Source organism: Vibrio sp. Y58_MX_L22, from assembly GCF_024181865.1.
GTDB lineage: Bacteria > Pseudomonadota > Gammaproteobacteria > Enterobacterales > Vibrionaceae > Vibrio > Vibrio alginolyticus.
In genome coordinates this window covers 175,815-200,377 of sequence record NZ_JAMZAN010000007.1, presented here as the reverse complement: position 1 = coordinate 200,377, position 24,563 = coordinate 175,815, and the positions used below count along the sequence as shown (strand labels likewise).

Annotated in this window: 26 protein-coding genes; 11 read left to right on the top strand and 15 right to left on the bottom strand. The window is 44.2% G+C overall.

Going from position 1 to position 24,563, the window contains the following annotated elements:
* Positions 1–4: 4 nt before the first annotated feature.
* The 6 genes from NL626_RS17205 to NL626_RS17180 all read right to left on the bottom strand — a co-directional run bounded on the left by NL626_RS17205 (position 5) and on the right by NL626_RS17180 (position 5,024).
* On the bottom strand, positions 5–1,444 hold the full coding sequence (locus NL626_RS17205; RefSeq protein ID WP_253657573.1) for a PepSY domain-containing protein: 1,440 nt from the start codon (positions 1,442–1,444) through the stop codon (positions 5–7).
* A gap of 150 nt (positions 1,445–1,594) precedes the next feature.
* Positions 1,595–1,954 (bottom strand): hypothetical protein, encoded by a 360-nt coding sequence (locus NL626_RS17200; RefSeq protein WP_063344780.1) that lies wholly within the window; start codon positions 1,952–1,954, stop codon positions 1,595–1,597.
* Positions 1,955–2,172: 218 nt separating this feature from the next.
* Positions 2,173–2,562: a cytochrome b562 gene (locus NL626_RS17195; protein WP_021035869.1), complete on the bottom strand. Its 390-nt coding sequence runs from the start codon at positions 2,560–2,562 to the stop codon at positions 2,173–2,175.
* A 156-nt stretch (positions 2,563–2,718) separates the two neighbouring features.
* Entirely contained in the window at positions 2,719–3,471 is a 753-nt protein-coding gene (locus NL626_RS17190) for a phosphatase (protein WP_005375066.1), read from the bottom strand.
* A gap of 83 nt (positions 3,472–3,554) precedes the next feature.
* The gene (locus NL626_RS17185; RefSeq protein WP_005375065.1) at positions 3,555–4,001 is read right to left on the bottom strand and encodes an SRPBCC domain-containing protein; all 447 of its coding nucleotides are present in this window, start codon (positions 3,999–4,001) and stop codon (positions 3,555–3,557) included.
* 99 nt (positions 4,002–4,100) lie between these two features.
* A complete protein-coding gene (locus tag NL626_RS17180; RefSeq protein WP_253657572.1) occupies positions 4,101–5,024 on the bottom strand; it encodes a DMT family transporter in 924 nt (307 codons plus the stop codon).
* Between the two features lie 128 nt (positions 5,025–5,152).
* Here NL626_RS17180 and NL626_RS17175 point away from each other — a divergent pair, with 128 nt between their 5' ends.
* Complete coding sequence (locus NL626_RS17175; protein ID WP_033906699.1) at positions 5,153–6,046, top strand: LysR substrate-binding domain-containing protein; 894 nt, start codon at positions 5,153–5,155, stop codon at positions 6,044–6,046.
* Positions 6,047–6,119: 73 nt separating this feature from the next.
* The gene (locus tag NL626_RS17170) at positions 6,120–7,178 is read left to right on the top strand and encodes a trypsin-like serine protease (RefSeq protein WP_213968248.1); all 1,059 of its coding nucleotides are present in this window, start codon (positions 6,120–6,122) and stop codon (positions 7,176–7,178) included.
* A gap of 16 nt (positions 7,179–7,194) precedes the next feature.
* Here NL626_RS17170 and fliJ read toward each other — a convergent pair whose 3' ends face one another.
* The 8 genes from fliJ to NL626_RS17130 are packed head-to-tail and all read right to left on the bottom strand — an operon-like array spanning position 7,195 to position 15,218.
* The gene (gene fliJ / locus NL626_RS17165; RefSeq protein WP_005384016.1) at positions 7,195–7,635 is read right to left on the bottom strand and encodes a flagellar export protein FliJ; all 441 of its coding nucleotides are present in this window, start codon (positions 7,633–7,635) and stop codon (positions 7,195–7,197) included.
* Between the two features lie 24 nt (positions 7,636–7,659).
* Positions 7,660–9,006, bottom strand: a complete 1,347-nt coding sequence (gene fliI / locus NL626_RS17160) for a flagellar protein export ATPase FliI (RefSeq protein WP_253657571.1) — start codon at positions 9,004–9,006, stop codon at positions 7,660–7,662.
* Entirely contained in the window at positions 8,999–9,754 is a 756-nt protein-coding gene (fliH, locus tag NL626_RS17155) for a flagellar assembly protein FliH (RefSeq protein ID WP_005375050.1), read from the bottom strand. Before fliH ends, fliI begins: the two co-directional genes overlap by 8 nt.
* 4 nt (positions 9,755–9,758) lie before the next feature.
* Positions 9,759–10,772: a flagellar motor switch protein FliG gene (locus NL626_RS17150; protein WP_005375048.1), complete on the bottom strand. Its 1,014-nt coding sequence runs from the start codon at positions 10,770–10,772 to the stop codon at positions 9,759–9,761.
* Positions 10,741–12,492: a flagellar basal-body MS-ring/collar protein FliF gene (gene fliF / locus NL626_RS17145; RefSeq protein ID WP_005384024.1), complete on the bottom strand. Its 1,752-nt coding sequence runs from the start codon at positions 12,490–12,492 to the stop codon at positions 10,741–10,743. Before fliF ends, NL626_RS17150 begins: the two co-directional genes overlap by 32 nt.
* Before the next feature lie 3 nt (positions 12,493–12,495).
* The gene (fliE, locus tag NL626_RS17140) at positions 12,496–12,852 is read right to left on the bottom strand and encodes a flagellar hook-basal body complex protein FliE (RefSeq protein ID WP_005375045.1); all 357 of its coding nucleotides are present in this window, start codon (positions 12,850–12,852) and stop codon (positions 12,496–12,498) included.
* Between the two features lie 15 nt (positions 12,853–12,867).
* The gene (locus tag NL626_RS17135; RefSeq protein WP_031778880.1) at positions 12,868–14,199 is read right to left on the bottom strand and encodes a sigma-54-dependent Fis family transcriptional regulator; all 1,332 of its coding nucleotides are present in this window, start codon (positions 14,197–14,199) and stop codon (positions 12,868–12,870) included.
* The gene (locus NL626_RS17130; RefSeq protein WP_253657570.1) at positions 14,199–15,218 is read right to left on the bottom strand and encodes an OmpA family protein; all 1,020 of its coding nucleotides are present in this window, start codon (positions 15,216–15,218) and stop codon (positions 14,199–14,201) included. The genes NL626_RS17135 and NL626_RS17130 overlap by 1 nt, the downstream gene beginning before the upstream one ends.
* 379 nt (positions 15,219–15,597) lie before the next feature.
* Here NL626_RS17130 and NL626_RS17125 point away from each other — a divergent pair, with 379 nt between their 5' ends.
* The 9 genes from NL626_RS17125 to lafA all read left to right on the top strand — a co-directional run bounded on the left by NL626_RS17125 (position 15,598) and on the right by lafA (position 23,808).
* Positions 15,598–16,416 (top strand): FliM/FliN family flagellar motor switch protein, encoded by an 819-nt coding sequence (locus tag NL626_RS17125; protein WP_206946679.1) that lies wholly within the window; start codon positions 15,598–15,600, stop codon positions 16,414–16,416.
* Complete coding sequence (gene fliN / locus NL626_RS17120) at positions 16,413–16,784, top strand: flagellar motor switch protein FliN (protein WP_005375038.1); 372 nt, start codon at positions 16,413–16,415, stop codon at positions 16,782–16,784. Before NL626_RS17125 ends, fliN begins: the two co-directional genes overlap by 4 nt.
* A gap of 18 nt (positions 16,785–16,802) precedes the next feature.
* Complete coding sequence (fliP, locus tag NL626_RS17115) at positions 16,803–17,561, top strand: flagellar type III secretion system pore protein FliP (protein ID WP_005375037.1); 759 nt, start codon at positions 16,803–16,805, stop codon at positions 17,559–17,561.
* A 12-nt stretch (positions 17,562–17,573) separates the two neighbouring features.
* On the top strand, positions 17,574–17,843 hold the full coding sequence (fliQ, locus tag NL626_RS17110; protein ID WP_005375036.1) for a flagellar biosynthesis protein FliQ: 270 nt from the start codon (positions 17,574–17,576) through the stop codon (positions 17,841–17,843).
* On the top strand, positions 17,843–18,619 hold the full coding sequence (gene fliR, locus NL626_RS17105; RefSeq protein ID WP_005375027.1) for a flagellar biosynthetic protein FliR: 777 nt from the start codon (positions 17,843–17,845) through the stop codon (positions 18,617–18,619). The genes fliQ and fliR overlap by 1 nt, the downstream gene beginning before the upstream one ends.
* Positions 18,616–19,743, top strand: coding sequence for a flagellar biosynthesis protein FlhB (flhB, locus tag NL626_RS17100; protein WP_005375025.1), 1,128 nt, complete (start codon positions 18,616–18,618; stop codon positions 19,741–19,743). The genes fliR and flhB overlap by 4 nt, the downstream gene beginning before the upstream one ends.
* A gap of 31 nt (positions 19,744–19,774) precedes the next feature.
* The gene (gene flhA, locus NL626_RS17095) at positions 19,775–21,865 is read left to right on the top strand and encodes a flagellar biosynthesis protein FlhA (protein ID WP_005375024.1); all 2,091 of its coding nucleotides are present in this window, start codon (positions 19,775–19,777) and stop codon (positions 21,863–21,865) included.
* Positions 21,866–21,884: 19 nt separating this feature from the next.
* A complete protein-coding gene (locus NL626_RS17090) occupies positions 21,885–22,655 on the top strand; it encodes an EAL domain-containing protein (RefSeq protein ID WP_005375023.1) in 771 nt (256 codons plus the stop codon).
* Between the two features lie 301 nt (positions 22,656–22,956).
* Positions 22,957–23,808 (top strand): lateral flagellin LafA, encoded by an 852-nt coding sequence (lafA, locus tag NL626_RS17085; protein ID WP_005375019.1) that lies wholly within the window; start codon positions 22,957–22,959, stop codon positions 23,806–23,808.
* A 70-nt stretch (positions 23,809–23,878) separates the two neighbouring features.
* Here lafA and NL626_RS17080 read toward each other — a convergent pair whose 3' ends face one another.
* The gene (locus tag NL626_RS17080) at positions 23,879–24,166 is read right to left on the bottom strand and encodes a hypothetical protein (protein WP_005375016.1); all 288 of its coding nucleotides are present in this window, start codon (positions 24,164–24,166) and stop codon (positions 23,879–23,881) included.
* Positions 24,167–24,563 lie beyond the last annotated feature (397 nt).

Below are 24,563 nucleotides of genomic sequence, written 5' to 3'. Positions count from 1 at the left end.
GTTACTAATTCAACGCCGTTTTCAGCTTCTCAACGCGGTTAAACAACAACCAATCCAGTGCGAGAACCGTAACAATCGCCAAACCGCCCATCGGGAACGCCAGACACAATACTACCAACGTTACTAAGCCAAGCTTCCAAATACCGTCTTGCTGAAACTTAGGTGGTGCGCCCAATGCGGCACTGCGACTTGGTCTACGAATCCACCACATCACCACACCTGTGATTGAGATTAAGATGAACGCCAAACAGAACACCACGTTGAGTACTTTGTTAAGCACACTGACATCACCTTGGTGTAGTGACACACCTGCCGCCATGAACTTGGCAAATAGGCTGTAATCTTGCCATGTGACATCCACCAACAAGCGACCGGAATATTGGTCAAAGTGGCTGGTGCGATCTTGTCTTGGGTCGGAAATGTCGCCGCCCATAGAGTTAGCTGCAACGGTGTAAACGCCCGTCTCAGAGCGTGGTAAAAACAGCTTATAACCAGTGAAGCCCATCATTTCAGCCTTGAGGATGATATCATCAATGGAGAGCGCATCATGACTGCCTGCGTATGCCATCTCTTCCTTCATATTGGCATGATCATGAGCGGGCTTATCTTTCGATTCTGGCACAGCAGCAAGCTCTAAGTTCCATGGCATCTCTTCTGAAGCACCGTGGTTAAGATCTTTATGTGTCAGTGTGGATTCCGGTTTCTCACCCCATGTGTAATAGGTTGGGAAGGTATTCCAAGCTTGCACCATTTTCGCTCCCCAGATCCCTGCCCACGACAATCCTGAAATCAAAAAGAACAACAGTACAATCGACAGCACACCACCTAAATTCGCATGTAGGTCACGCATCAAAATCCGAGGACCATTGTTAAGGCGAATTTTCAAAAAGCCGGCGCGACTGGCGTTGTCTCTCGGTAACCAAAGGTACAAACCAGACACCAACAGCAAAATCCCCAAACTTGCGGCGATTTCAATTAAACGGTCGCCTAGGTCGCCGATGAGCAACGTGCCGTGAATGCTGTTCATCAGTTCATAGATGCTATCACTACGGTTAATTGTGCCTTGTACGTCTCCTGTGTAAGGATTTACTGCAACAATCAGCGAGCTGCCTTCTTGGTTTTGAATCGAGAATCGGTTGGCCATATCGGCCGTTTTAGCAGGTACAAATTGAGTGACATTAAAATCGGGATACGCCTGCTTTACGGTTTCCAATTGTGCAGAGACGGGAACCATTTGCTCTTGTGGTGAAACTTGTAATGTCGCTTCGTATCGAGCCAGTTCGATTTCATCATCAAACAACATCACTAACCCCGTGAGGGAAAGTATCAGCATAAATGGAATGACGAACAAACCTGCGTAGAAGTGCCATCGCCAAGTCATGAAGTAGATGGATTTTGCGCGTGAGGCTTCCTTGAGTTGAGGCTTTGCCGAGTTTCTCAACATGTGTATTTTCCTTTTTTCATTGTTGAACACCCAAATTGAGCCAAACGCATCCTGCTCATACGCATTCGTATGCGGCGCGATTTGACTTAGATTCGGGAGTACCACTGCTCGAATGGCAGTGTTATGTGACTTTACTTGTTATTGTTTTCGTTATGAGAAAAGGGAAACTGGCGGCGCTCGAGGAACTGGTGTTTCAAATCGCACACTTAGAGCCAAATAAGCGTAGCTGTCAGAAATCACCAAGCTCAGTCTTGAGAGTATTGGTGTCGTTGGAAGTGTATCGTGATGAAAAGTCGAGAAGTGGCTAAACGGACAAGGCTTACCTTTGTGGCTGACCGAATTGTCGCCTTCTTCTATTTGAACCAATTCAAAACCGTTAAGCGTACATAGCGTTGCCCACACGCCCATGCTGTTACCATGAGCATTGATAACAGGCATCAGCGTCACTAGCACCCAACTGAGAGCACTAGCAAATAACATCGAGCGGTAAAAAGGAATTAATCTACGCATAACGGTGACTTAACAAATTTCACACAGCGTAACTAATTCTGAGTGGTAGCTCAAAAACAGGATCAATAAGTGGCTGCTACCTCACAGGTTTTCTTGAATGCATCGATTGACAGGCGCAAAAAAGCCCGCCGAAATGGCAGGCTGATAATGTGTTCATTCATTACTTAGAGATAACGCGTAATCCACTGCCACGAGCAAATGCTCCGCTCAGTAGATAATTAGCCGAACAACTTGCTCCAAATGCTTGGATTGCGCTTGTCGTGGTACTCTTCACGAAGACTATCGATTTCACGCAGTTGAGCTTTTGCTTCTTGTAGCTTGCCTGCATCAAGATCCGCTTCAATCTTATCTAGCGTTACCGTCAGCTTGTTAAAGCCTTCTAAGTAAGTATCAAACTTCTCTGGTGGGTAATTACCACGCTTAGATTGTTCAACAATCGCTTGCAAGCTATCAATCGCAGATTTCATGGTTTCAACATCAGACGCTTCCGCCGCCTGTTTGAATTCCATCTTCATCTGTTTCATGTTTTGTTTTAAATCAACCGCTTCTGCCATTGCGTATGTTGAGCCAAACGCAATCGCACACCCTAGGACTAAAGGACGTAACATTTTTCACTTCTCCATTTATAGTGCCGAATTCTGTGTCGGCTTTATTCACCCAAATAACCTACGCCATAAGAGGCGAAAAACTAGCTTAGTTGAGTATTTCCGGGTCGCAGTGTAAAGCAATCTGGCGTCGGGTGCATACCTTAAATGTAATCAAGTTTATGCGTTGAGAATGCTGTCATATTCTGCAATTGGTTTACGGCCTCTCAAAGCTAAGAAAGACAAAAACTGCTGAGCGGTGTGAGTAATCACTTTCTTGCTATCAATACCCACTTTGTCCATTAACTCTCCAACCAAATCCAGATTACCAACATCGTGACAGAAATGCGCGTCACTGCCCGTGGTGAAGAAAACACCGAGATCTTTCCCGATTTGTGCAATCTCGTGGCAACGGTCTACGCTGCCTACTCGGCTGTTGCCTTTCAGCGTGGTGTTATTAATTTCAATCGCGACATTGTGCTCTTTCGCGCACGCTAAAACGGTCTGAAAATCAAAGTCGAAATTTGGATTACCAAGATGACCGAGCGCATCAATACGACCACTCTGAATGACATTAACAAGTGCTTCCGTGTGAGTTTGCTTGTTTGCAGGACGAAAAACGGGTTCATGAAAACTCGCGATCACCCAATCTAAGTTGCGGTCCACACTCAGTGGAATATCAATGTCGCCTTCGGTATTCATAATGTTAGATTCAACGCCACGAATAATCGCAACGCCTTCAAGAAAGCGAGGCAGAATTTTCTGGTTCGAGAAGAACCAGTAATGAGGCGCACCCGGCATTGATTCTGCGTGATCGGTCGTGCAGAACATATCCAGCCCGTTCTCTTTTGCCAACTTTGCATTTTCAATCAAGGTACTGTACGCGTGACCACTTGCGTACGTATGTGTATGGGTATCAACTTTAAATTCCATCATCCACTCTCTTAGGTGCGCTATCTTGCGTGCTATTGTATACCTTCAGGCAACGCATCGTCAGCCCAAGATAAGCAAGAACCCTAAGCTTGCTCTTCACTAATGGCTTTTATCAAGGGTAAAGCTTTTTCCCATCCGTGATTAAACATGGAAACAAAGTCGTTGTGAGTATGAATGGTAACATTGAGTAGTAAACGATCGTTGTTGGTATCGATCTGGTAGATCTCTCGCGATCCGATCCACCTAGATGCTAGGTCAGCATCGAGTTGTTGACGATTATCCGGATTAAAAATGGCAACATGATGAAATTCAAGTTTTTGAAGCGGTAGCACCGTATCTATGATCGCCCTTGTCCCGCCCATATCTGGATCAAAAAAAGTGATGCCACCTCCTTCTTCCCAAGCTCCTTCAAATTGAGACTGCGGTGAAAAGGCTTGTGCCCAACGTTTATACAACTCAACATCGGTTAGCACTTCCCACACTCGTTGCGGTGTCGCCGAAATTTCGACGTAATAATTTAGCGTAAGCATGATTTCTCTCCCTGAACCTTTCTTGACGCTAGCCCATACTCAGGAAAAATCAAACCACACGACCAATTTATCTACCTGCCCCCTTCATTTTCCGACAGACTAAGAAGTTTTCGCTTGTAAACCGCCACTGCGATGCGCCGTAAAGCGAACCCAACATGTGTTCAGTATGATTGCGAGCACTATTAAACTCATCCCAACAATTTGACTTTGACTCATTCGGTCTTCAAAAAACAGGCTCTGCCAAACCGCAGTGAACAATAAGTTAGTAAAAATGAGTGGCGCAAGTTGAGAGCCACTGCTTGCCAGTTTATATGCTTTGGAGCGAAAAACTTGGGTGTTAATGATCATCAGAGACATCATACCGATCCACAGAGTATTTGAAGAAATCTCAGGCGCCATAACACTCATATTAAGTAACACGTCGAAGTCGTTAAACAAAGTTAGCGGCAACAGAAATACGGCGGCAAAACCAAACGCCCAAAAGTTGATTTCTAGCGGCGACATATTTGTTTTACTCACTTTATATAACGTAAGCTGAGAACCAGAATTGAAGAGTCCACCAGCCAAGCCGAGCAATAAATCCGCTCGCCATGTAATCTCACTTCCACCGCCCGCCAACATAACCACACCAGTGAACGCCATTGCTAAAGCCGCCAATGTTGAAACACGAATGCGCCCCCTCATGAACAGCTTTTCAACCAAGGGAATAAATAATGGGCCAGTAGCAAACAAAACGACCCCCTCAACGAGCGTTAACGTTTGTAATGACGCGATAAAGCAAAGTTGTGACAAACCGATACAAAGAGCACGCAATAAAATAGGCTTTAGCGTGCCCGCTTTAGGAAAGGTAAGGTTTTTCACACGAAGTAAGATAAGTAAGATAAGCGCAGGCACCAAAAAACGTAAGAAGCTAAATAGTGTGACGGAAAGTTCGCCTGACAACTGCTTTGCTAACAGTCCAGTAACAGATAAGCTTAACGTAGACATCAACATGAAAAGGATAGATTTATTTACAGCATTCATTCAATACTCCTTAATATATGGAGCATTTTAAAAGACATCACTTATCGTAAATAGCGAGTAATATTAACCATTGATGTAAGAAAAACTTACAGTTTAACTTATCTATCACCAGCTACGGTTTTTAAATTATGCGGAAACTAGTCCCCTTAAAGTCCATCTACGCATTTGTTGCAGTAGCTGAGTCTGGCAGCATGACAGAAGCAGCACAGATATTAAGTGTGAGCCACTCAGCCGTAAGTCAGGCAATTAAATCGCTGGAGAGTCAAGTCAACAAGCCTCTATTTGATCGCATAGGCAGACAAGTTCAACTCAACGCGGACGGTAAAAAGTATTACAGGAAGGTGGCACCCGCTTTAGAGCAAATTGTCGATGCAACGGAAGCACTCATCCAAGATCAGAACTTGCAACGTGTTACGCTCAATATGGTGAATTCGTTGGCTCTTCACTGGTGGATTCCTCGAATGTCAGATTTACAAGGGTTTGCTCCTCAATTAGACGTTCGTTTATCAAACCTGTCTGGCAGATTCAATTTAGAACAAGAAGGTATCGACGCGGCCTTGGTGCATGGAAACCCCGAAGAATGGCAGGATTACTACTGCGAAAAGCTCAGTGAAGATGAACTGGTTTTGGTGTGCAGTCCTGAATTGATAGCGAAGACAAAGGACTCAAACATCACTCAACTCTTAAAGCAGTATCCCATCATTGAAGTTACTAACGAACGAAGAAAAAATGACTGGAACGTGTGGCTGGACGCGACGGGTATCCAGCGACCTAAAAATAAAAAACCAATCACTTTTAACATGTCGATACAAGCCGTCCAGGCCACAACTCGTCGTTTGGGGTTATTGGTCACTCATCGCTTGTTTGTGAAGGATGACATCAAATATGGTCAGCTAATCGAGCTGGGTGAACCCGTCATTAATCCTCATCAACAGCTTTACTTTGTATGCCCGCCACACAAGCTAAAGCTTGAATCGTTTCATCTGTTGCGATCTTGGCTACAACAATCATTCAACTACTAGAAACTTTTGTTAAGCACATTCACTGAAAAACTAGTATAAAGTTAGAAGAGCACTTTTCATCCAAGGATGGTTTATGAAGCAGTATCAAATATGGCTAAGCGCACTCTGTTTTGCAGTATCTTTGAGTGCGACCGCAGAAGCAGAAAATGATAACCGCCTTTCAGAACAAGGGATCTCCACGGCAATTATTGGGGGGCAGCAGGCTACCCAAAACCAACTTCCTTTTTTTGCACGTCTTATTCTACATAAAACTGGCGCTAATCAGTTTGCCAATATTTGTGGGGGAACCATTGTAAACGACCGCTTCATTTTAACTGCGGCTCACTGCGTAGAACCAAGCGTTTTTACTGACGGCTGGACAATCAACGACCTACGAGTGTTAGTCAAAAACCCTACGATGAATGACGTGTTTGTTGAAGAATTCAAAGATGTTCGCTCTATCACGATTCATCCTGATTATGTGCCTAGCGATTTATGGATTAATGACATCGCTGTCCTTGAATTGACTCGCCCTATTACCGATAACGTTCAATCCATCACTTTACCGCAAGACTTTGGAGACTACAGCAGCAAGACGGTTTATCAGATATTCGGTTTAGGTCAGACCTCGACTAGTGATGAAAACGGGCCAAACTATTTGCGCTGGGCAGAAGTGAAACCCCTTACCGACACCCAATGCGCTTCGCTGGTAACAGGGTTTAATGCTCAGGAAAGTTTGTGTGCGAATGGATTTCCTGAGCGAAGCTACACTGGTATCTGCCGCGGTGACTCAGGCGGTCCTCTCACTTATCAAGACAATAATGGCATGTATCAGCAAATCGGTATTGTTAGCTATGGTTCTTCTGTTTGTGAATCTGCTGCGATTCCGAGTGTGTTTACTGAGGTTCTAAATTATACAACGTGGATTGAAGCCCAAACCAGTTCGGGAGTGAAAACTCGTTATAACCCCCTCTTAGCAAGTACAGAAGATTATCATAGTGAAGGCGATTCCGGCTTTGAACCAGAAGATACTAACACGTCGGGCTTTGACGATAACGGCAGCAGCGGCGGCGGTGCTCTCGGATCAGGGTTGATCATGCTTGGAGGCTGGTTTGGTTGGCTAAGACACCGCAGAAATGATTCGCGCTCCTAGTTGCGTCAACAAGACATCATAATATCTTGCGCTTAACGCGAGAGTTAATGATGTCTTCAATCATCTTTTGCTCTTTTTTCGCTTTTTCATAGTTCTGCTTAGTACGCCAACGCTCAAGCACTTTTTCTAACCCTTGAACGCGTGCGTGCTTGTGTTCTAGTGTTTTCTGTACAGATGCACATTCCGCTTGCATAACGGCTTGCTCTTGCTCGTGGTGACGAAGCATTCTTTGTAGCATTTGGTCAACACGATTAAAGTTCATCAAAGCCGCGCTCGTCAGCGTCGGGCCGGTTCGGGTTGATTGTCCAGCGTGGCCTTTCAACGCCGATAACTGTTCCAATTGCATTGAAAGATGGGAGTGACGCTGACGCATGGCATCAAGTTGTTGACCCACACGATCACGCTGTTTTTCTTCCATTTGCTGTAACTTGCCTACGGCTTTTAACTTGGATTTCATTTCAGCCTTGTCACTCCCATTTGATTAAGCACTTTGAAAAAGCTGAGCGAGCTCGGTCAAACTGGTTGGGTAATCTACAGACTCATTGGCAGCTTGTTGTAGATATGCACGCAAGTTTGGATACATAGCAACAGATTGATCTAACTCAGGATCTTGTCCTGGTTGATAACCCCCTAATGGCAGTAACTCTTTAACCTGAAGGTAGTTGGAGTACATTTGACGGAAGTTATTCGCAATCGTGCTGTGTGCGTCCTGCGTACAAGTATTCATACAACGGCTAATAGACGCGTTGATATCTATCGCGGGATAATGCCCTTGCTCAGCCAGTTGACGCGATAAAACAACATGCCCATCTAAGATGGCGCGCGCGGAATCCACGACAGGATCTTGTTGGTCGTCCCCTTCTGCCAATACGGTGTAAATTGCCGTTAAGCTACCATATTGATTTTCACTGTTACCCGCTCGCTCTAGGAGTTGAGGTAACACGCTGAAGACAGAAGGCGGATAACCACGAGAAGCTGGAGGCTCACCGAGCGAAAGAGCAATTTCGCGCTGTGCCATGGCGTATCGGGTTAGAGAGTCCATCAGAAGTAGAACGTCTTTGCCTTGGTCTCGGAAATACTCTGAAACGCGATGACAAAGTAGTGTCGCTCTTAACCTCATTAGCGGGGATTCATCAGCAGGAGCCGCGATAATAATCGCTTTCTTGCGCGCTTCTGGGGTTAAGTTTCTCTCAATGAACTCACGTACTTCTCTGCCTCGCTCACCGATAAGCCCGACCACAATTACATCGGCCTCCGTGTTTTTGGTGATCATCCCCATTAACACACTTTTACCGACGCCACTGCCAGCCATCAAACCAATACGTTGGCCTTTGCCTACCGTCAATAGTCCATTAATCGCTCGCACGCCCACGTTGAGTGGTGTATCAACTGGGCGTCGCTTCAGTGGGTTAATCGGTTTTGGTTCAAGTGAAACTCGATCTCCCCCCTTAAGCGGTGCCCCATCATCTAACGGCTCACCTAAACCATTCAGTACGCGTCCTAACCACTGAGAGCTTAGCTGTACTGTACTGTCACCATCAAGAGGGATGACTTTTGCACCTGCAAACAGACCGCCTAAACGGCGGATAGGCATGAGGTAAGCAATAGTGTGTTCAAAACCCACAACTTGCGCTTCGATCATATCGCCTTCCGCGGTTTCTACGAGACAACGCTGCTCAAGCTTAAACCGACACCCTACGGCTTGTAACATTAAGCCGTTTACTTTTATCAATCGCCCTGTTACGCGAGCAACAGGGATTGAATCGAGCGAAGCCAAGGCTTCGCTCAAACGCTCACTTAATAGTTCATGGCTTAGGGTATTACTCATGCTCAGACTCTACCTGTGGAATACTGACTTCATCCAAAAGGTGTTGCTTTACATTGTCCATACAGGCTTCCAAACGAGAGTCGCAGCTCGCATCCGCTTCTGCGTCATCAGTCACTAACTGACAGCCACCAATAGGAAGCTCCGTATTAGGGACCAGTTTCCAAGATTGCGGCAAATCAGCATTGATGTGAGTAATGCGCTCTAAATCTTGCGGATTTAAATGCACAGTTACTGTTTCCGCTTTACCAGGCATGGCAGACAATGTCTCGTCCACCAAAGCTAGGATCTGCTGAGGCATTAAAGTGAGCTCGGCACGAATCACTTGCTGAGCTACCTTTTGTACCAGTTCACAAATCATATGGCGTTGTTGCTGTTCTTTTTCATCTTGCCAACGAGAAAGGGCGTGAAAAAGTTCATTGACAGGCTTCGCCGCCTCCAAAAAGCCTTGCTTTCCAGACTGCTCACCGGAAACAAAGCCTTTTTGGAAACCTTCTTTTTGGCCTTCCAACAGACCTTGTTGCTTGCCCTGTTCGATACCTTGGCGTAAGCCTTCCTCATGTCCTTGTTGCAAACCTTGTTGAAAACCTTCTTCAAGTTGCTGTTGGATATCAATTTGAGGTTCTTGCCAGCCTTGGTTATCTAGCCCGAATTCGTCTTCGATAGTCTTAGGTTGCGCTAAAGGCGGAAAACGGTGTAAACGATACCCGCTCGGAGGCAATCGCATAGTACTTGATTTTGTCTCTAGCATGGCCTTACTCCACCGTTGGCTCTTCATAGAGAAGCAGCTGAACTTCACCAGATTCATCTAGCTCACGTACCATTTGCATGATGTCTTGACGTGCTTTTTGAACTCGACTTAACGCAACAGCGCCGCGTGCGTCCATGTCATCTTCTAGCGCTTTCACCATACGTTGCGGCATTGAACGCTTAATAGCTTGTTGTAAGGTAATATCGGAACCTTTTAGTGCGACTGCCCACAACTCTAGCGGGATCTGCTGCACCAACATGTCCATAGTTTCTTCGCGTTGTCGGCCAAGAACCATAAAGTCGAACATGTTTTCTTCGATTGCATTAACAACATCTTCATCATGCAACTTCAGCATTTCCATCAATGAACCACGGTCACCTTCAAAGCGGTTAATGATATCTGCTGCTTGCTTAACACCTGATAACGGCGTGCTTTGACTTGCGGATACTTTTTCGATGCAACGCTCAACGAGTTCATGCAAATCAACGGCAACTTGATGATCAATATCTTGCAATTGAGCAATGCGGAACAAGATTTCGTCATGGTAATCTTGTGGCAAGTGCTTCAATACCGCTGAAGAGCTGTCTGCTGGCAAATACGCTAGAAAAATTGCTTGCATTTGTGGGTGCTCGTTCACAATGAAACGAGCGAGAGTTTCTGCTTCCACCCACTGTAAGCGCTGCATATTGTTGCGAATTTCATCGCCATATAAGGTATTTAATAACCCTTTTGCCAAATCGTTACCCAATGCTTTACGCAATGTATTAGATAGGTATTCCTTAGAGGCTCCTCGAATACCGCTGTGCTCACGGAAATCTTCAAAGAAAGTTTGAATAACACCACGAGCAGAATCGCTCTTAATGCCATTTAACTTCGCCATTGCACGAGTCACACGCTGGGTTTCATCACGGCTAAAGTGTTGCAAAACCTTCGCTGCGGCATCCTCGCCCATGCCTAATAGCACGAGCGCGGTTTGTTCAACATAACTAAGCGTCTGCTTTGATAGAACTGTGTTCATTGATGTTTACCCATTGTTTCAGTATTTCGGCTACGCGCTCTGGCTCTTCATTAGCAATAAGCTGTAGGTGTTTCAATTGAATTTCTAATGGCGAACCTGCTGGTGGTAGCATGTCGCTGTTTACATCTAAACCTGAAGAGGCTGAGATGCCTTTTTCAGATAGGCGGCGATCAAGTACTTCTTCATGCTCGCGCTCTTCACGCGTTTGCAAGTTTTCGTAGTCAGGCTCTTCCTGAGGCTCAGCAAAATTTAGCTCAGGCACAGGTTTATCAACGCCAGTTAGGTGCATGATTAATGGACGCAGTACGAAGAAGATCATCGCCAAGCCTAACAAGCCACCAATAACGTAGCGTATTGGCTGCTGTACTGTAGGGTCTTGCCACCACGGCAGTGCAGGAGGAGCATCAATTTCAATTGGGGTGAAGTTGAAACTCATTAAACTTAAGCTGTCACCTCGTGTGGCAGAGATACCAACAGCATCCATGATCATGTTTGAGATTTGCTCTTTATCGGCTTCACTCCACGCCACACCATCTGGCGAAGCTTTCGAGTTCAACAGAACCGAGACACTAAGCTTTTCTATTTGGCCTTGTTGGTATTGAGTACGACGAACACTACTACCTACAGCATATTGACGATTCACTTCAGATCGCGCATTCGTGTTTTGGCTGTCGTTCGTTTCCACTTCACCAGATCCTGTCACTGGCGGTTGGTTACTTAGAGAACCTGGAACACCCAACGCAATTTGATCAACCGAGTTGTTATGAATGGTGTGCTCATTACGCACAACCGGCGCGTTATCCAAAATTTCTTGTGTTTCTTCAACTTGGCTAAAGTCCAGATCGGCAGCGACTTGTACGCGGAAGTTACTCGGCCCCACAATCGGCGTAAGCATGTCTGCTGCGCGTTGGATGATCTGTTTTTCAACACTCTTCTGGTATTCAAGATATTTCGCGTTTACTTTACCGGCTTCCGCAGAAGCGACATCCGCACTAAGAAGACGGCCGTACTGGTCAATGACAGAAACAAATTCTGGCTTCATTGCCGTGACACTGCCAACCACTAGGTTAATGATCGCTTCAACTTGTTCAGGCTTTAAGTCTTCACCAGGTTTGAGCTCAAGCATGACAGATGCTGAAGGATTCTCACTGTTTTGGCGGACGAATAGAGTTTGACGAGGTATTGCTAAATGAACACGCGCGTTCGCTACTGAGTTCAAAGACATGATAGTACGTACTAACTCACCTTCTAAACCATGACGATAACGCGCCGTTTCCATAAATTGGCTCGTACCAAGAGAGCTATCTTCCTTGAGCGAATCCAAACCTGTCGGCAGCTTAGCTTTAACACCTTTTGATGCAAGCAACATGCGCACCTTCGCAACCTCACCTTCAGGTACAAGAACTTGTCCATTTTGCTCTTGCATGCGGTAGCTTACGCCTTCGCTTTCTAATACCGACACAATTTCGCCGATATCAAAACGCTCTTGTTGGCTATATAGCGGACGAAAGCTCTGCGAGGAACTCCATAGTGCAACCACAATAATCGCTGCAACAATCGCAGCTAACACCGCAGATAGCACTAAGTTTCTCTGACTGCTAGACCAGATTTGCTTCAGCTTCGTTGTCACATCGTCCATGCCGTTGGCAGTAGAAAATGTCTGTGCTGTGCCGGTAGCCATAGCTGTGTTTCCGGCGACTTGGGGGGTTAGTTCTGACATGAATTACACCGGCATCTTCATAATATCTTCAAATGAGGTCACGACTTTGTTGCGCACTTGCATCAAAGCATTAAAGGACAAGCTGGCTTTTTGGCTCGCGACCATTGCACCAACTAGGTCATCACTTTTTCCTGTTTCTACAGCCGTCATTTTTTGACTAGCCACTGATTGATGTTGATTCACTGTATCCAACACATTTGTCATCGCTTGTGAGAACGATAAAGGTGCGTTTAGTGATTGTTGATCTAAAGGATTTGCACTCACGATAAACTCTGGCGGCTGCACTTGTGCCTGCATCGCCTGCATTTTTGACAACATAAGTTGCTCTGCCGAGACCGCATGAGTAGGTTGACTTGCCATCTATTTTTTCTCCTATTAGGCAGCCGAGCCTAGTGCCGACTGTAAATCAATACCATGTTCTCGCATTGCTGCGAGCTTGTAGCGTAGCGCTCGAGTAGAGACTCCAAGCGCGTTTGCGGTTTTCGTTCGGTTTCCACCAAACTGACGTAACTTTTCCAAAATAAACTGATATTCAGCTTGCTTCTTCGCTTCTACATGACCAAAACTTGAAGTTGGCTCTGCTGTAGGAACTGACGCGACAAGCTCAATAGGCAGCATCAGGTCATGGGCTGTAATGTAATCACCATGACGCATGACCAAAGCGCGTTGAATGACATTTTCCAACTCACGAATATTGCCCGGCCAGTGATACTGACTCAGCGCACTAATCGCATCTTGGGATAGGTGACAGCGGCTGCTATCTTGATACTTTTCAATAAAGAATTGGCTAATCGGTAGAATGTCCTCTTTTCTTTCACGCAAAGGCGGCCAGTGCAGAGGCAGCACGTCTAATCGATAATAAAGATCTTCACGGAACGTGCCTTTTTGAACTTCCTCACGTAAGTCTTTGTTGGTTGCCGCAATAACACGAATATCGAGCTGAACGGCTTTATGGCTACCAACACGTTCTACTTCACGCTCTTGAAGGACGCGTAACAATTTCGCTTGAACCGCAGGTGACATTTCACCAATCTCGTCAAGCAGAATCGTCCCGCCATTTGCTTCTTCAAACTTACCGCTTTGAGAATTTGTCGCTCCGGTGAACGCGCCTTTTACATGACCGAATAGCACAGCCTCTAACATTGACTCTGGAATGGCGGCACAGTTAACCGCCACAAATGGACCATTGATACGCGGAGAGTGCTCATGCACATATCGCGCCAGCACTTCTTTACCCGTTCCCGATTCACCTGTAATAAGCACACTCGCGTTAGTACATGCTGCACGATGCGCCAATTGCAGAACTTGTTTGCTTCTCCAAGACTCCGCAACAATGTTGGCCATTGGCTTACCTAACGCTTCAACACGTTTAAGCAGATTAACCAACTGATTAGATTCAAATGGGCGTAATAGATAATCAGTAGCGCCCGCTTTCATCGTCTCAGCAGCCAAGATGCCTTGTTCTTGGTCGACAATCGCAATAACAACACCCGAATTTCGCTGCTTTTGGTGACACGCGACAAACTCACGAACACACATATCCGGCAGCGTAGAGCTCACTAAAGTGATTTCTGCTCGCTCTTCAAGCAAAGCGCCTCGACCAGTACGAGTGTGTTTCGCGGTGTAACCTGCATTTTGCAACACATCCAATACTGGTTGAGCAAGAGCTTCATTTGGCTCAACCAACAAAATTTTCGTTTTCGTCATCATTGAACCTTAACTTTCGTTTGTTGATTTTGTGATTGTAGATCTGGGTGGTGTTTCGCAGCCGTATACTCGTTGTCCCTCACTAAACGCAGGGTGACACGTCGGTTTTTTGCTTGGCCATTAACCGAGTTATTGCTGGCAAGTGGGTAACGTGAACCATGAGCTCGTGTTTCGATCATCGACTCGTCGACCCCAAGATCAATCAAAGCATTGGTGACTTGCTCTGCTCGAGTACGTGACACAGAAAGGTTCGTTAAACTTGAACCAACGTTATCGGTGTGACCGTCGATGAGGATTTTGGTCACTCGATCATCCACAGATACATAGCTATACAGCGCTTCTAGTGTTGCTTTCTGTCCACGACTTAACGTCTTCTGACCAAACTCAAATGAGAGCGCCATATCCCTTGCCTCTGAAAAAGACAATTTAGGCAATCGCGCGCGACACGCATTAAATGATTTCAATGCGTTTTGAATTTGAAGAGTAGGAATCACAATCTCTGAAACAGAGGAAGCATTACTTCCTTTAAGTGACAGCGTCACCCAACTACCCGAAGCAATTGAATCCATGAATTCTTCAGCGCCTTTATTAAAGATGAAACGCTGAGACGGCTTAGTAAATTCAAGGGAGCCAAATTCTTTTCTATAAAGCTCATCACTCCAAGGAGCATTTTGAGTTGTTAAAGCAATCGTTTTCCATTTATTGTTTTCATATTCTATATCGGAAATAAAATAGAATTTATTATTAGGTTCCGCTAGGAAATAAAACTTCCCATAGTCATTATTTGATTGCAACAAGTTGCATTTGAATTTATTTCCCTCATATGTCCATTCAGAGAGGTCCATAGGGATTGTTAAGACTTCTTCTGAATATGACACTTTTGAAAAAATAAAACTGATAACAATAATTGTGTTACAAATTATCAAACGGACATGATTCATGTATATCTTACATTCCCATGACTTAAACCGTTTAATTAAATATGCCACCAAGCCGAGAGAACTGGCATAGCTAATCATTTTAATTACCTATTCTGAATATTAAAATTGTTTACAAAACGCTCAAGAGAGCACGCTTAGCCTCCGTCGGAAGCTTTAAGCATAAAAAACAGTATCTTATAATTTATTTATTTGAAGTTATTGTTACGCCATAAAGGCAATTTAAAAAATCCATAACAACTAAAACGCTCAACATTGTTATTTTATTTATTAAGCGATTTATAAAGAAAACTAACTCTTTTTAAATTTCATTAAAAGATTATGACTATATGAACAAAGCAACATGTGAACTAAAGTCACAATCTTAGAGTTTGGAGCTAAAAGATCATTAAAATTTCTGTGTAGACTACACGCCATTAAGTTAAAACACTTTCGATTGTTAACGCACGGTAAAATATAAATGGAAAATAGAGTTAGCGAGCCTATTTCTGATAGTCAACTACTTGATGTAGAATTATTAGGCAAACCTATTCATATCATTCGTGAGAAGCTCGATAATTTAATTTCAGAATCTTGCTCAAACCTTACGAATGAATTACAAAATTGGCTCAGCACAGGAAAAGTGGAAGCTAGCTTAACCTCAGTAGACTTGCACCGCTTTACATCGGTTGAGATGGACAAAGAGCAAACGTCGACCTATCAACATCAGGAAGGCGGCATGGTATTCATCCATGGTAACCCCCACACGCTAATAAAGTTGGCTGATAGATTTTATGGTGCAAGTGCAGAGCGTTCAGCCGCTACTCTGACGGCCAGTGACTTACGTTTACAAGAGCGCATCAGTCGAATCATCATCGGTTGGCTTGCTCCTGGTGAAATGTGGGACACGGGTGAGTATGAGACCCCTAGAGGTATTGGCATTAACGTTCAATTAAACATTGCATTTGACGATCATCAAGGCTCAATTCATCTCAAGCTAGATGGTCATCTTATTCAAACGCTGATCGAGCAGCTTGAACTGCAGCCTGATACCGATTTGTTTCAACCTTTCTGTCGTTCTTTAGAGACGACCCCCGTTCGACTGAACGTTGTTCTAAGTAAAAAGAAGATGCCTTTAAGTGATGTGGTTGGCTTACAACCCAACGATATTTTACCTATTGAGCTTCTTAACACGGTTCCAGTAAGCATTGGCAACCAATCTCTATTTACAGGTCGTATTGCCGAGCAAGACGGCCAACTTGTTTTGATCTTTAACCCTGATAAGGAACCGCAGCGATGAGCGAAGCGCTAGAAACTAATGCATTCGACGCAGAAGAACTGAACTTTGATGATTTTCAATTAGAAGACTTTGAAGCCGAAGATACGCTCCAACAAGAACCAGCCACTGCGGAACGTGACCTTAGCTTTTTCAAAAGCATTCCTGTCACAGTCACGCTGGAAGTTGCGAGTAAGGAGATCCCACTTGGGGACTTAATGAAAGCGGGTGAAGGCACGGTTATCGAGTTGGAAAAGCTCAATGGCGAGCCTTTAGACGTGAAAGTAAACGGTTCTCTTATGGGCCACGCTGAAGTTGTCGTTGTCAATGATAAGTATGGACTTCGTCTGATCGATGTACATGACTCTGCATTGAGTGGCGTTGGTCAATAATCTTAGGTAGGCATCACAATGAAAAATCTGAGCGCTTGGCACCGTTGGTTACCTCTTTTGGTATTGGTGTCACTTTTGTTTGCTTTCCCAACAATGGCGGCTGACAACGGCTTAACTATCTTGTCCGTTTCTGATGGCGACACACAACAAGAATACAGCGTTAAACTGCAAATTCTGTTGTTGATGACGGCGCTCAGTTTTCTTCCAGCATTTATTTTGATGGCGACGAGCTTTACTCGAATTGTCGTTGTCCTTGCGATTTTGCGCCAAGCTCTTGGTCTTCAACAAAGCCCACCTAACAGAGTGTTGGTCGGGATCGCTCTCGCATTGACGTTACTGATTATGCGCCCTGTCTGGAGCGATATTTATGAAAATGCGTTTCAGCCATACGACAACGGCGAAATCACGCTAATACAGGCTTTTTCTGTTGCAGAGAAACCAGTGAGAGAGTTCATGTTGGCACAGACGCACCAAAGCTCTCTTGAACAAATGTTACGTATTGCCAATGAGCCTCTCGACCAAAACGTTGAGGATATTTCATTTGCCGTTGTCTTGCCTGCATTTGTCATTAGTGAACTAAAAACCGCCTTCCAAATTGGTTTTATGCTTTTCATCCCGTTTTTGGTCATCGACTTGGTTGTCGCCAGTGTCCTGATGGCAATGGGTATGATGATGCTATCACCTTTAATTGTCTCACTTCCCTTTAAGTTGGTGGTATTTGTACTCGTGGATGGTTGGGCAATGACAGTTGGCACCTTATCTGCCAGCTTCGGTTAACTAGGAGCAGTTATGACCCCAGAACTAACCGTAACGTTATTTTCCGATGCAGTATGGCTGATCATTTTGATGGTTGCCGTATTGGTTGTTCCAGGCTTAATTGTCGGTTTGTGTATCGCCGTATTTCAGGCTGCCACACAAATCAACGAGCAAACACTCAGCTTTTTGCCACGTTTGCTCGTTACCTTATTAATGGTGATTTTTGCAGGTCACTGGATGCTCCGTAAGATCATGGAACTGTTTGATTTCTTGTTCCACAACATACCAGGGATGATTGGCTAATGGCCATCACATTTGCAGAGCTCTCGGCGATACTCGGTCAACTCTGGTGGCCGTTTTTTCGTGTGGGAGCCGTATTTATTTCAATGCCTTTCTTTGGTGATGCGATTATTCCTGTTTGGGTTCGTACTTTACTGGCCCTCTCGATCGTTGTCATTACTGGACCGTTAATGCCACCCATGCCACAAGTCGAGTTATTCTCTATGACTTCTCTGTTCCTTGCTTTTGAGCAAGCTATTTGGGGGGTAATGTTTGGGTTAATTTTGCACATGCTCTTTAACGTTTTCACCATGCTTGGTCAGGTGATTTCTCTGCAAATGGGCTTAGGTATGGCGATGATGAATGATCCTATTAACGGGCTTTCTGTCGCCATTTTGGGACGCATATTTCTGATTTTCTCAACCTTGTTGTTTCTTGCGCTAGAAGGACACTTACTCGTCATAGATATCGTGATTCAAAGCTTTGTTGTTTGGCCAGTCGGATCTGGTATCACATCGCTTTCTCTGCAAGGTGTTGTCAATATTTTCGGTTGGATGTTTGCCTCTTCACTAGCTTTGGCTTTGCCCGCTATTGTTTCCATGCTTCTAGCCAACATCAGTTTTGGTGTAATGAACCGAGCCGCACCATCACTTAATGTCTATGCGTTAGGTTTTCCTATGACGATGCTGCTGGGTCTATTCAGCGTATTAATCTCAGTTTCTGGTGTTCCTGGTCGCTACACGGCGCTCGTTCACGACACCATTAGACACTTGAGTAACTTTATGTTGGGGGGAGCATGAGCGATCAATCTTCTCAAGACAAAACTGAAAAAGCCTCACCGCAGAAGGTAAAGAAAGCCCGCCAGGAAGGACAAATTCCTCGCGCGAAAGAGTTTACTACTGCGGTGATATTTCTAGCGGTGGCGCTCTACTTTTACTCTCAGCTTAATAGTATTTGGGAAAGCATGTCGGGGATCTTTCGCTACAACATGATGCTGACGCGAGCCGACCTAGAAAATCCTAAACAACTTGTCGAGCAATTGGGACAAAGTTTAGCGGTCATCATCGACATGCTATTACCATTGTTTACCGTCATTATTATCGTGACCTGTGGTAGTAGCCTTGTGCTAGGCGGCTGGATGTTCCGTCCCGCGAACGTGATGCCAAAGCTCAGCAAAATTAATCCTTTGAGCGGGATAAAGCGTATTTTTTCGACCCGCTCAGTGGTTGAGCTCTTAAAGTCGACGTTCAAAGTAGCCGTCATCTTCGGCATCTTATATGGCTACTTAGACAACCACTTACAGCCATTACTTGGCATGCAAAATCTCCCGCTCAGCCAAGGTTTTTCTCTAGTAATGTCAATTCTGTTTGAAGGCTTACTCTTAATGGGCTTTGCATTGTTGTTATTTGGGGTTATCGACATTCCTTATCAGCGTTGGGAACACCTAAAAGAACTCCGCATGACGAAACAAGAATTGAAAGAGGAATTTAAAAATAATGAAGGTCGTCCGGAAGTAAAGCAACGTATTCGTCAAATACAGCAACAGTTTGCGCGCCGTAAGATCGATAAAATGGTGCCGACGGCTGACGTGATCATCACAAACCCAACGCACTACGCAGTCGCACTGAAATACGAGCCTTCGCTTTCTGACGCGCCCTTTGTCGTCGCAAAAGGCGTAGACGAAACTGCTATGCACATTCAACGTATCGCCCGAGAAAATAAAGTGGAAATCATTAACTCCCCGCCACTTACCCGTTCGATTTATCACACGACGGCGATTGAACAAGCAATCCCAAGCCAACTGTACATCGCAGTGGCACATATTCTTACTTACGTTTTGCAATTGAAAGCCTTTCGTAAAGGTGAGGGAAAAGAGCCAATTCCTTTACCTCATTTTTCGATTCCAAAACATTTGCAGCACTGATTAACCCGCGTTTATCCAAGGACACGAAAGTATGCTTAACCGGTTAAAACAACTTCAAACATCAACCAAAGGCTACGTTGGCATTCCAATCGTCTTGCTAATGATATTAGCAATGGTGATTCTTCCTTTGCCTCCTCTGCTACTGGATGCGCTGTTTACCTTTAATATCGTCTTAGCAATCCTAGTATTGCTGGTCAGCACAACCGCAAAGCGACCATTAGATTTCTCTGTTTTTCCAACTATTTTGCTGGTCGCTACATTATTACGTCTCACATTGAACGTGGCTTCTACGCGAATTGTACTCTTAGAAGGACATAATGGTGGTGACGCAGCGGGTAAGGTCATTCAAGCATTCGGTGAAGTCGTCATTGGCGGTAACTACGTCGTTGGTATGGTGGTGTTCGTCATCTTGATGATCATCAACTTCGTCGTAATCACCAAAGGTGGTGAACGTATTTCTGAGGTTTCAGCCCGCTTTACGTTGGATGCTTTACCAGGCAAACAAATGGCAATTGATGCCGACTTAAACGCTGGCCTTATCGATCAGGAAACGGCTCGCTTACGCCGTAAAGAAGTCGCCAACGAAGCCGATTTTCATGGTTCGATGGATGGTGCATCAAAGTTTGTGCGTGGCGATGCCATCGCAGGTTTGTTGATTCTGTTTATCAATATCATTGGTGGTATTAGTATTGGTGTCTTCGAGCATGGACTCGCTGCGTCTGACGCCTTTAAAACTTATGCCCTACTCACAATCGGTGATGGTCTAGTTGCTCAAATTCCTTCACTACTATTGGCAACGGCTGCCGCGATTATCGTTACGCGAATTAATGATAGCGATAATGGCATGTCGGAAACCATGCAAAAGCAATTACTGGCAACTCCTGCAACGCTATTTACTGTCGCAGGTATTATGGCGGTAATCGGTATGGTACCGGGTATGCCACACCTAGCCTTTTTTGCGTTTGCTGGCGCATTAGCGTTCGCAGGGTGGCGTCAAACCAAGAAGCCAGTGCAAGACTCCCAGATTGAAGAGGTCGAAGCACTTTCACAAGCGATGCAAGACGATGATACACCGCTGACATGGGATGATATTCCTCACGTCCAAACATTATCACTTGCGCTTGGTTACCGACTCGTCCATCTAGTCAACAAAGAACAAGGGGCTCCTTTATCACAACGTATCCGCGGTGTGCGTCGAAACCTTTCTGAACAAGTTGGCTTTTTATTACCTGAAGTTCGTATTCGTGACAACCTGAGCCTCAAGCCAAACCAATACACAATTTCTCTAAATGGCGAAGTCATTGAGCAAGGTTTTATTGAACCAGAGCGTTTAATGGCGATAGCGGTTGGCGAAACTTACGGTGAGGTAGATGGCATTTTGGGTAGCGATCCTGCTTATCAGTTGCCAGCTGTGTGGATTGAGCATCAAGATAAAGCAAAAGCACTTAATATGGGTTACCAAGTTGTCGATGATGGCACTGTTATTGCCACTCATATTAGTAAAATCATGAAGACAAACCTTGCAGAATTGTTTACGCACGACGATGTGGAAGCAATAACCCAGCGTTTGACACAACAAGCCCCGAAACTAGCAGAAGCATTAGCAGCAGCACTTAATCCAGCGCAGCAGCTGAAAGTATATCGTCAGCTTTTATTGGACCAAGTTCCGCTAAAAGATATTCGCACGATTGCCAACACAATGTTGGAATCCGCGGAAAATACAAAGGACCCGATCCTACTTGCATCTGATGTGCGCTGTGCACTAAAGCGTACGCTTGTTAACTTAATTGCAGGACAAAAGAACGAGTTAAATGTCTACGCACTGTCTGATGAGCTAGAACAAATGCTACTAACTTCACTGCAACAAGCACAATCTTCTGGTACGGTAACACTAGATAGCTTCCCAATTGAGCCAAACATTCTTGGTCAGTTCCAACAAAACTTGCCATTGATCAGACAACAGCTTAAGCAACAGGGGCTACCTCCGATCCTTCTCGTTATGCCACAGCTGCGCCCTCTTCTAGCGCGTTACGCTCGCACATTTACACAAGGGCTGGCAGTATTGTCTTACAACGAAATCCCAGAAAACAAACAAATCAATGTGGTAGGAAACCTTGGTTAATCTTATTTCAACACATGCGATGTACGAACATTTGGTTGGTCTCGCAGTACAACACATCGTCACGGATGACGATCAATTAGTCTTTGATGCTTTAAAACACAATGATGTCCAACACGCATGCCAAGCAATTAGGGAAGCTCAATCAGGGGAAGTAGAATTCCAACACCTGACGTTGAGATTTGGTATGCGTGGAGAACAAAGTGTCTATCAATTCAAACTCTCTGAACAAATGCAGTACTGCCTGGATTTGTTCAGCCTTTACCTTGCACTAAGACAAACACAATTTCAGTTAGAAGCCTTTCATCACGACTTGATTAGTAATGTTGTCGTGCCGATTCGCGTGGATGCATTACTTTGGGAGCCTGGGGTTTATTTTCTCGAACAGACGATTCAATTCCACTCTTCTGCTTTTCAACATGTGATTCCTTCTCTTCAAGCTGATGAAACGTTATGTGATCGTGATAAAGTCGCCACACTCACCAAAAAGTTAAAAGAGAATGCATATTCACTTTGGTTTGAAGTCGCGACATCGCAAGTGAACTTCGAGCGCGTCGCAGACTTTAGTCCCGATATGATCAAATTGTCAGTCACACTAGAGGATAAAGAAGAAAGACACGCTTTCCTACCTATTGCTAAGTTCTTAAGAAAGCATAAATATACTTGGGTTGCCGGACGTGTAGCGAGTCAAACGGAACTTAACCGCTATCGTTTATTGGGTGCCAGTTATTATTTTGGTTATTTCAGCGATATCCCAACCTCTCTCTCCTTTCAGTCTTTTGATGAGGAATAGTTGAAACTCAACCATTTATATTTAAAACAGCACGATTTATTCGTGCTGTTTTTTTATTTATAACGGATAACCACAAGATCATTGGGCAATAGTTTCTTTAACTTAACTAAAAAATTTAGGCTTATATGATGATTTTCTCGGTTTTCATGGAATACAAATCACTAAAAATCATCAATTTTTATCTTTTTTAGAAATTTTTTAATTTTCAAATTAATCATTAAAGCCGACCGACCGCCTCTAGTTAGTGACAAGGGAATATCCCGAGGCCTGAAAGATATAGTGACTAACTAAGGAGACTAAGATGGCTTTATCAATGCACACTAACTACGCTTCGCTTGTAACTCAAAACACAATGAACACAACAAGCGGACTTCTAAACACAGCAATGGAACGTCTAAGCACAGGCTACCGTGTGAACTCAGCTGCTGATGACGCTGCTGGTCTTCAAATTGCTAACCGTCTAGAAGCGCAAACACGCGGCATGTCAGTAGCAATGCGTAACGCACAAGACGGCATCTCTATGATGCAAACTGCTGAAGGTGCGATGGATGAAATGACAAACATCGTTTACCGTATGAACGACCTTGCTACACAATCGTTGAACGGTTCAAACAGTGCAACAGACCGTGCGTCTCTTAACAAAGAGTTCACACAGCTTACTGCAGAACTAAACAACATCGTAGACAACACTAAGTTCGGTGGTCAAAACCTTCTTAAAGGCGGCGGCTTCGGTGCAGGTGACGTAACATTCCAAATCGGTGCATCTTCTGCTGAAACATTGACTGTAAGCGCAAGCGCAGGTATCGGTGAAATCACTACTATTCTTGCTGATGCAGCAATTACAGATGGTATCGATGACGCGACTAAAGCAAAAGCAGCACTAGACAAAATCAGCGGCGCTGACGGTCTAGTAGAAAAAATTGGTAGCTCTCGTGCAGACTTCGGTGCGAACATCAACCGTCTTGAGCACACTATGGCTAACCTTGGTAACATGGTAGAAAACGTTACAGCATCTAAAGGTCGTATCATGGATACAGACTTTGCAGTAGAGTCTTCAAACATGACTAAGAACCAAATGTTGATGCAAGCAGGTACAACTGTTCTGTCTCAAACTAACCAGCTTCCAAGCATGGCAATGTCACTACTACGCTAATTACTTAGTTAATAGTGCGCTTAATTTAAATCGTCTTAATTATAAAGCCTTCCTATGGAAGGCTTTATTTTTATCTACGAATATAAATAGAGCTCGTATTATCTTTGTGAGATTCAGGCACTCTGAATCCGAATTTCAACATAATATTAAATAAAACCTTATTAAACAGTTCTAATTCTATCGTCTCTAATTTGCTTCCTATTTTACTATCTCTAAGTTCAGGAAAATTGAACTTAGCTTCCTTTAAGATACTAGCTATCTCATCAGAATTGATGCTCTGTTTACTTAATAGTTTTTTGTTAATGAACTCTTCATATGCACGAGCACATTTCATCAATCGCAACGCAAATTCATTCATAACTGACATTCTTTGAAACGTAAAAAATTTAATTTTTAGTGAGAACACTTGCACATCGCACTATCAAAAATAATATCAGAACGCAATTAATGCACTCTGTAAGAATTATCTGAATCAAGCTGAAGTAAAGGCTGAATATAACGTCTAATTAAAACATCTCTCCTAATTAGAACCGTCAATACAATTAAATATTTTCTTTGTTTAGGTCGCCTTTTCTTATAAGGAAATTACTTTTTCCATGGAGGAAGGCGGAACAAACAAGGTGGAAACACCACTTCCTCCCAAGAAAACAAAATAGCTTTAAACCTTTGTTTTAATTGAATTTAATATACGGCACGCATCTTGCCACTGATAATTAAACTAAGGCGTAGCATTCAAAGTATTCAAGCCAATAAGA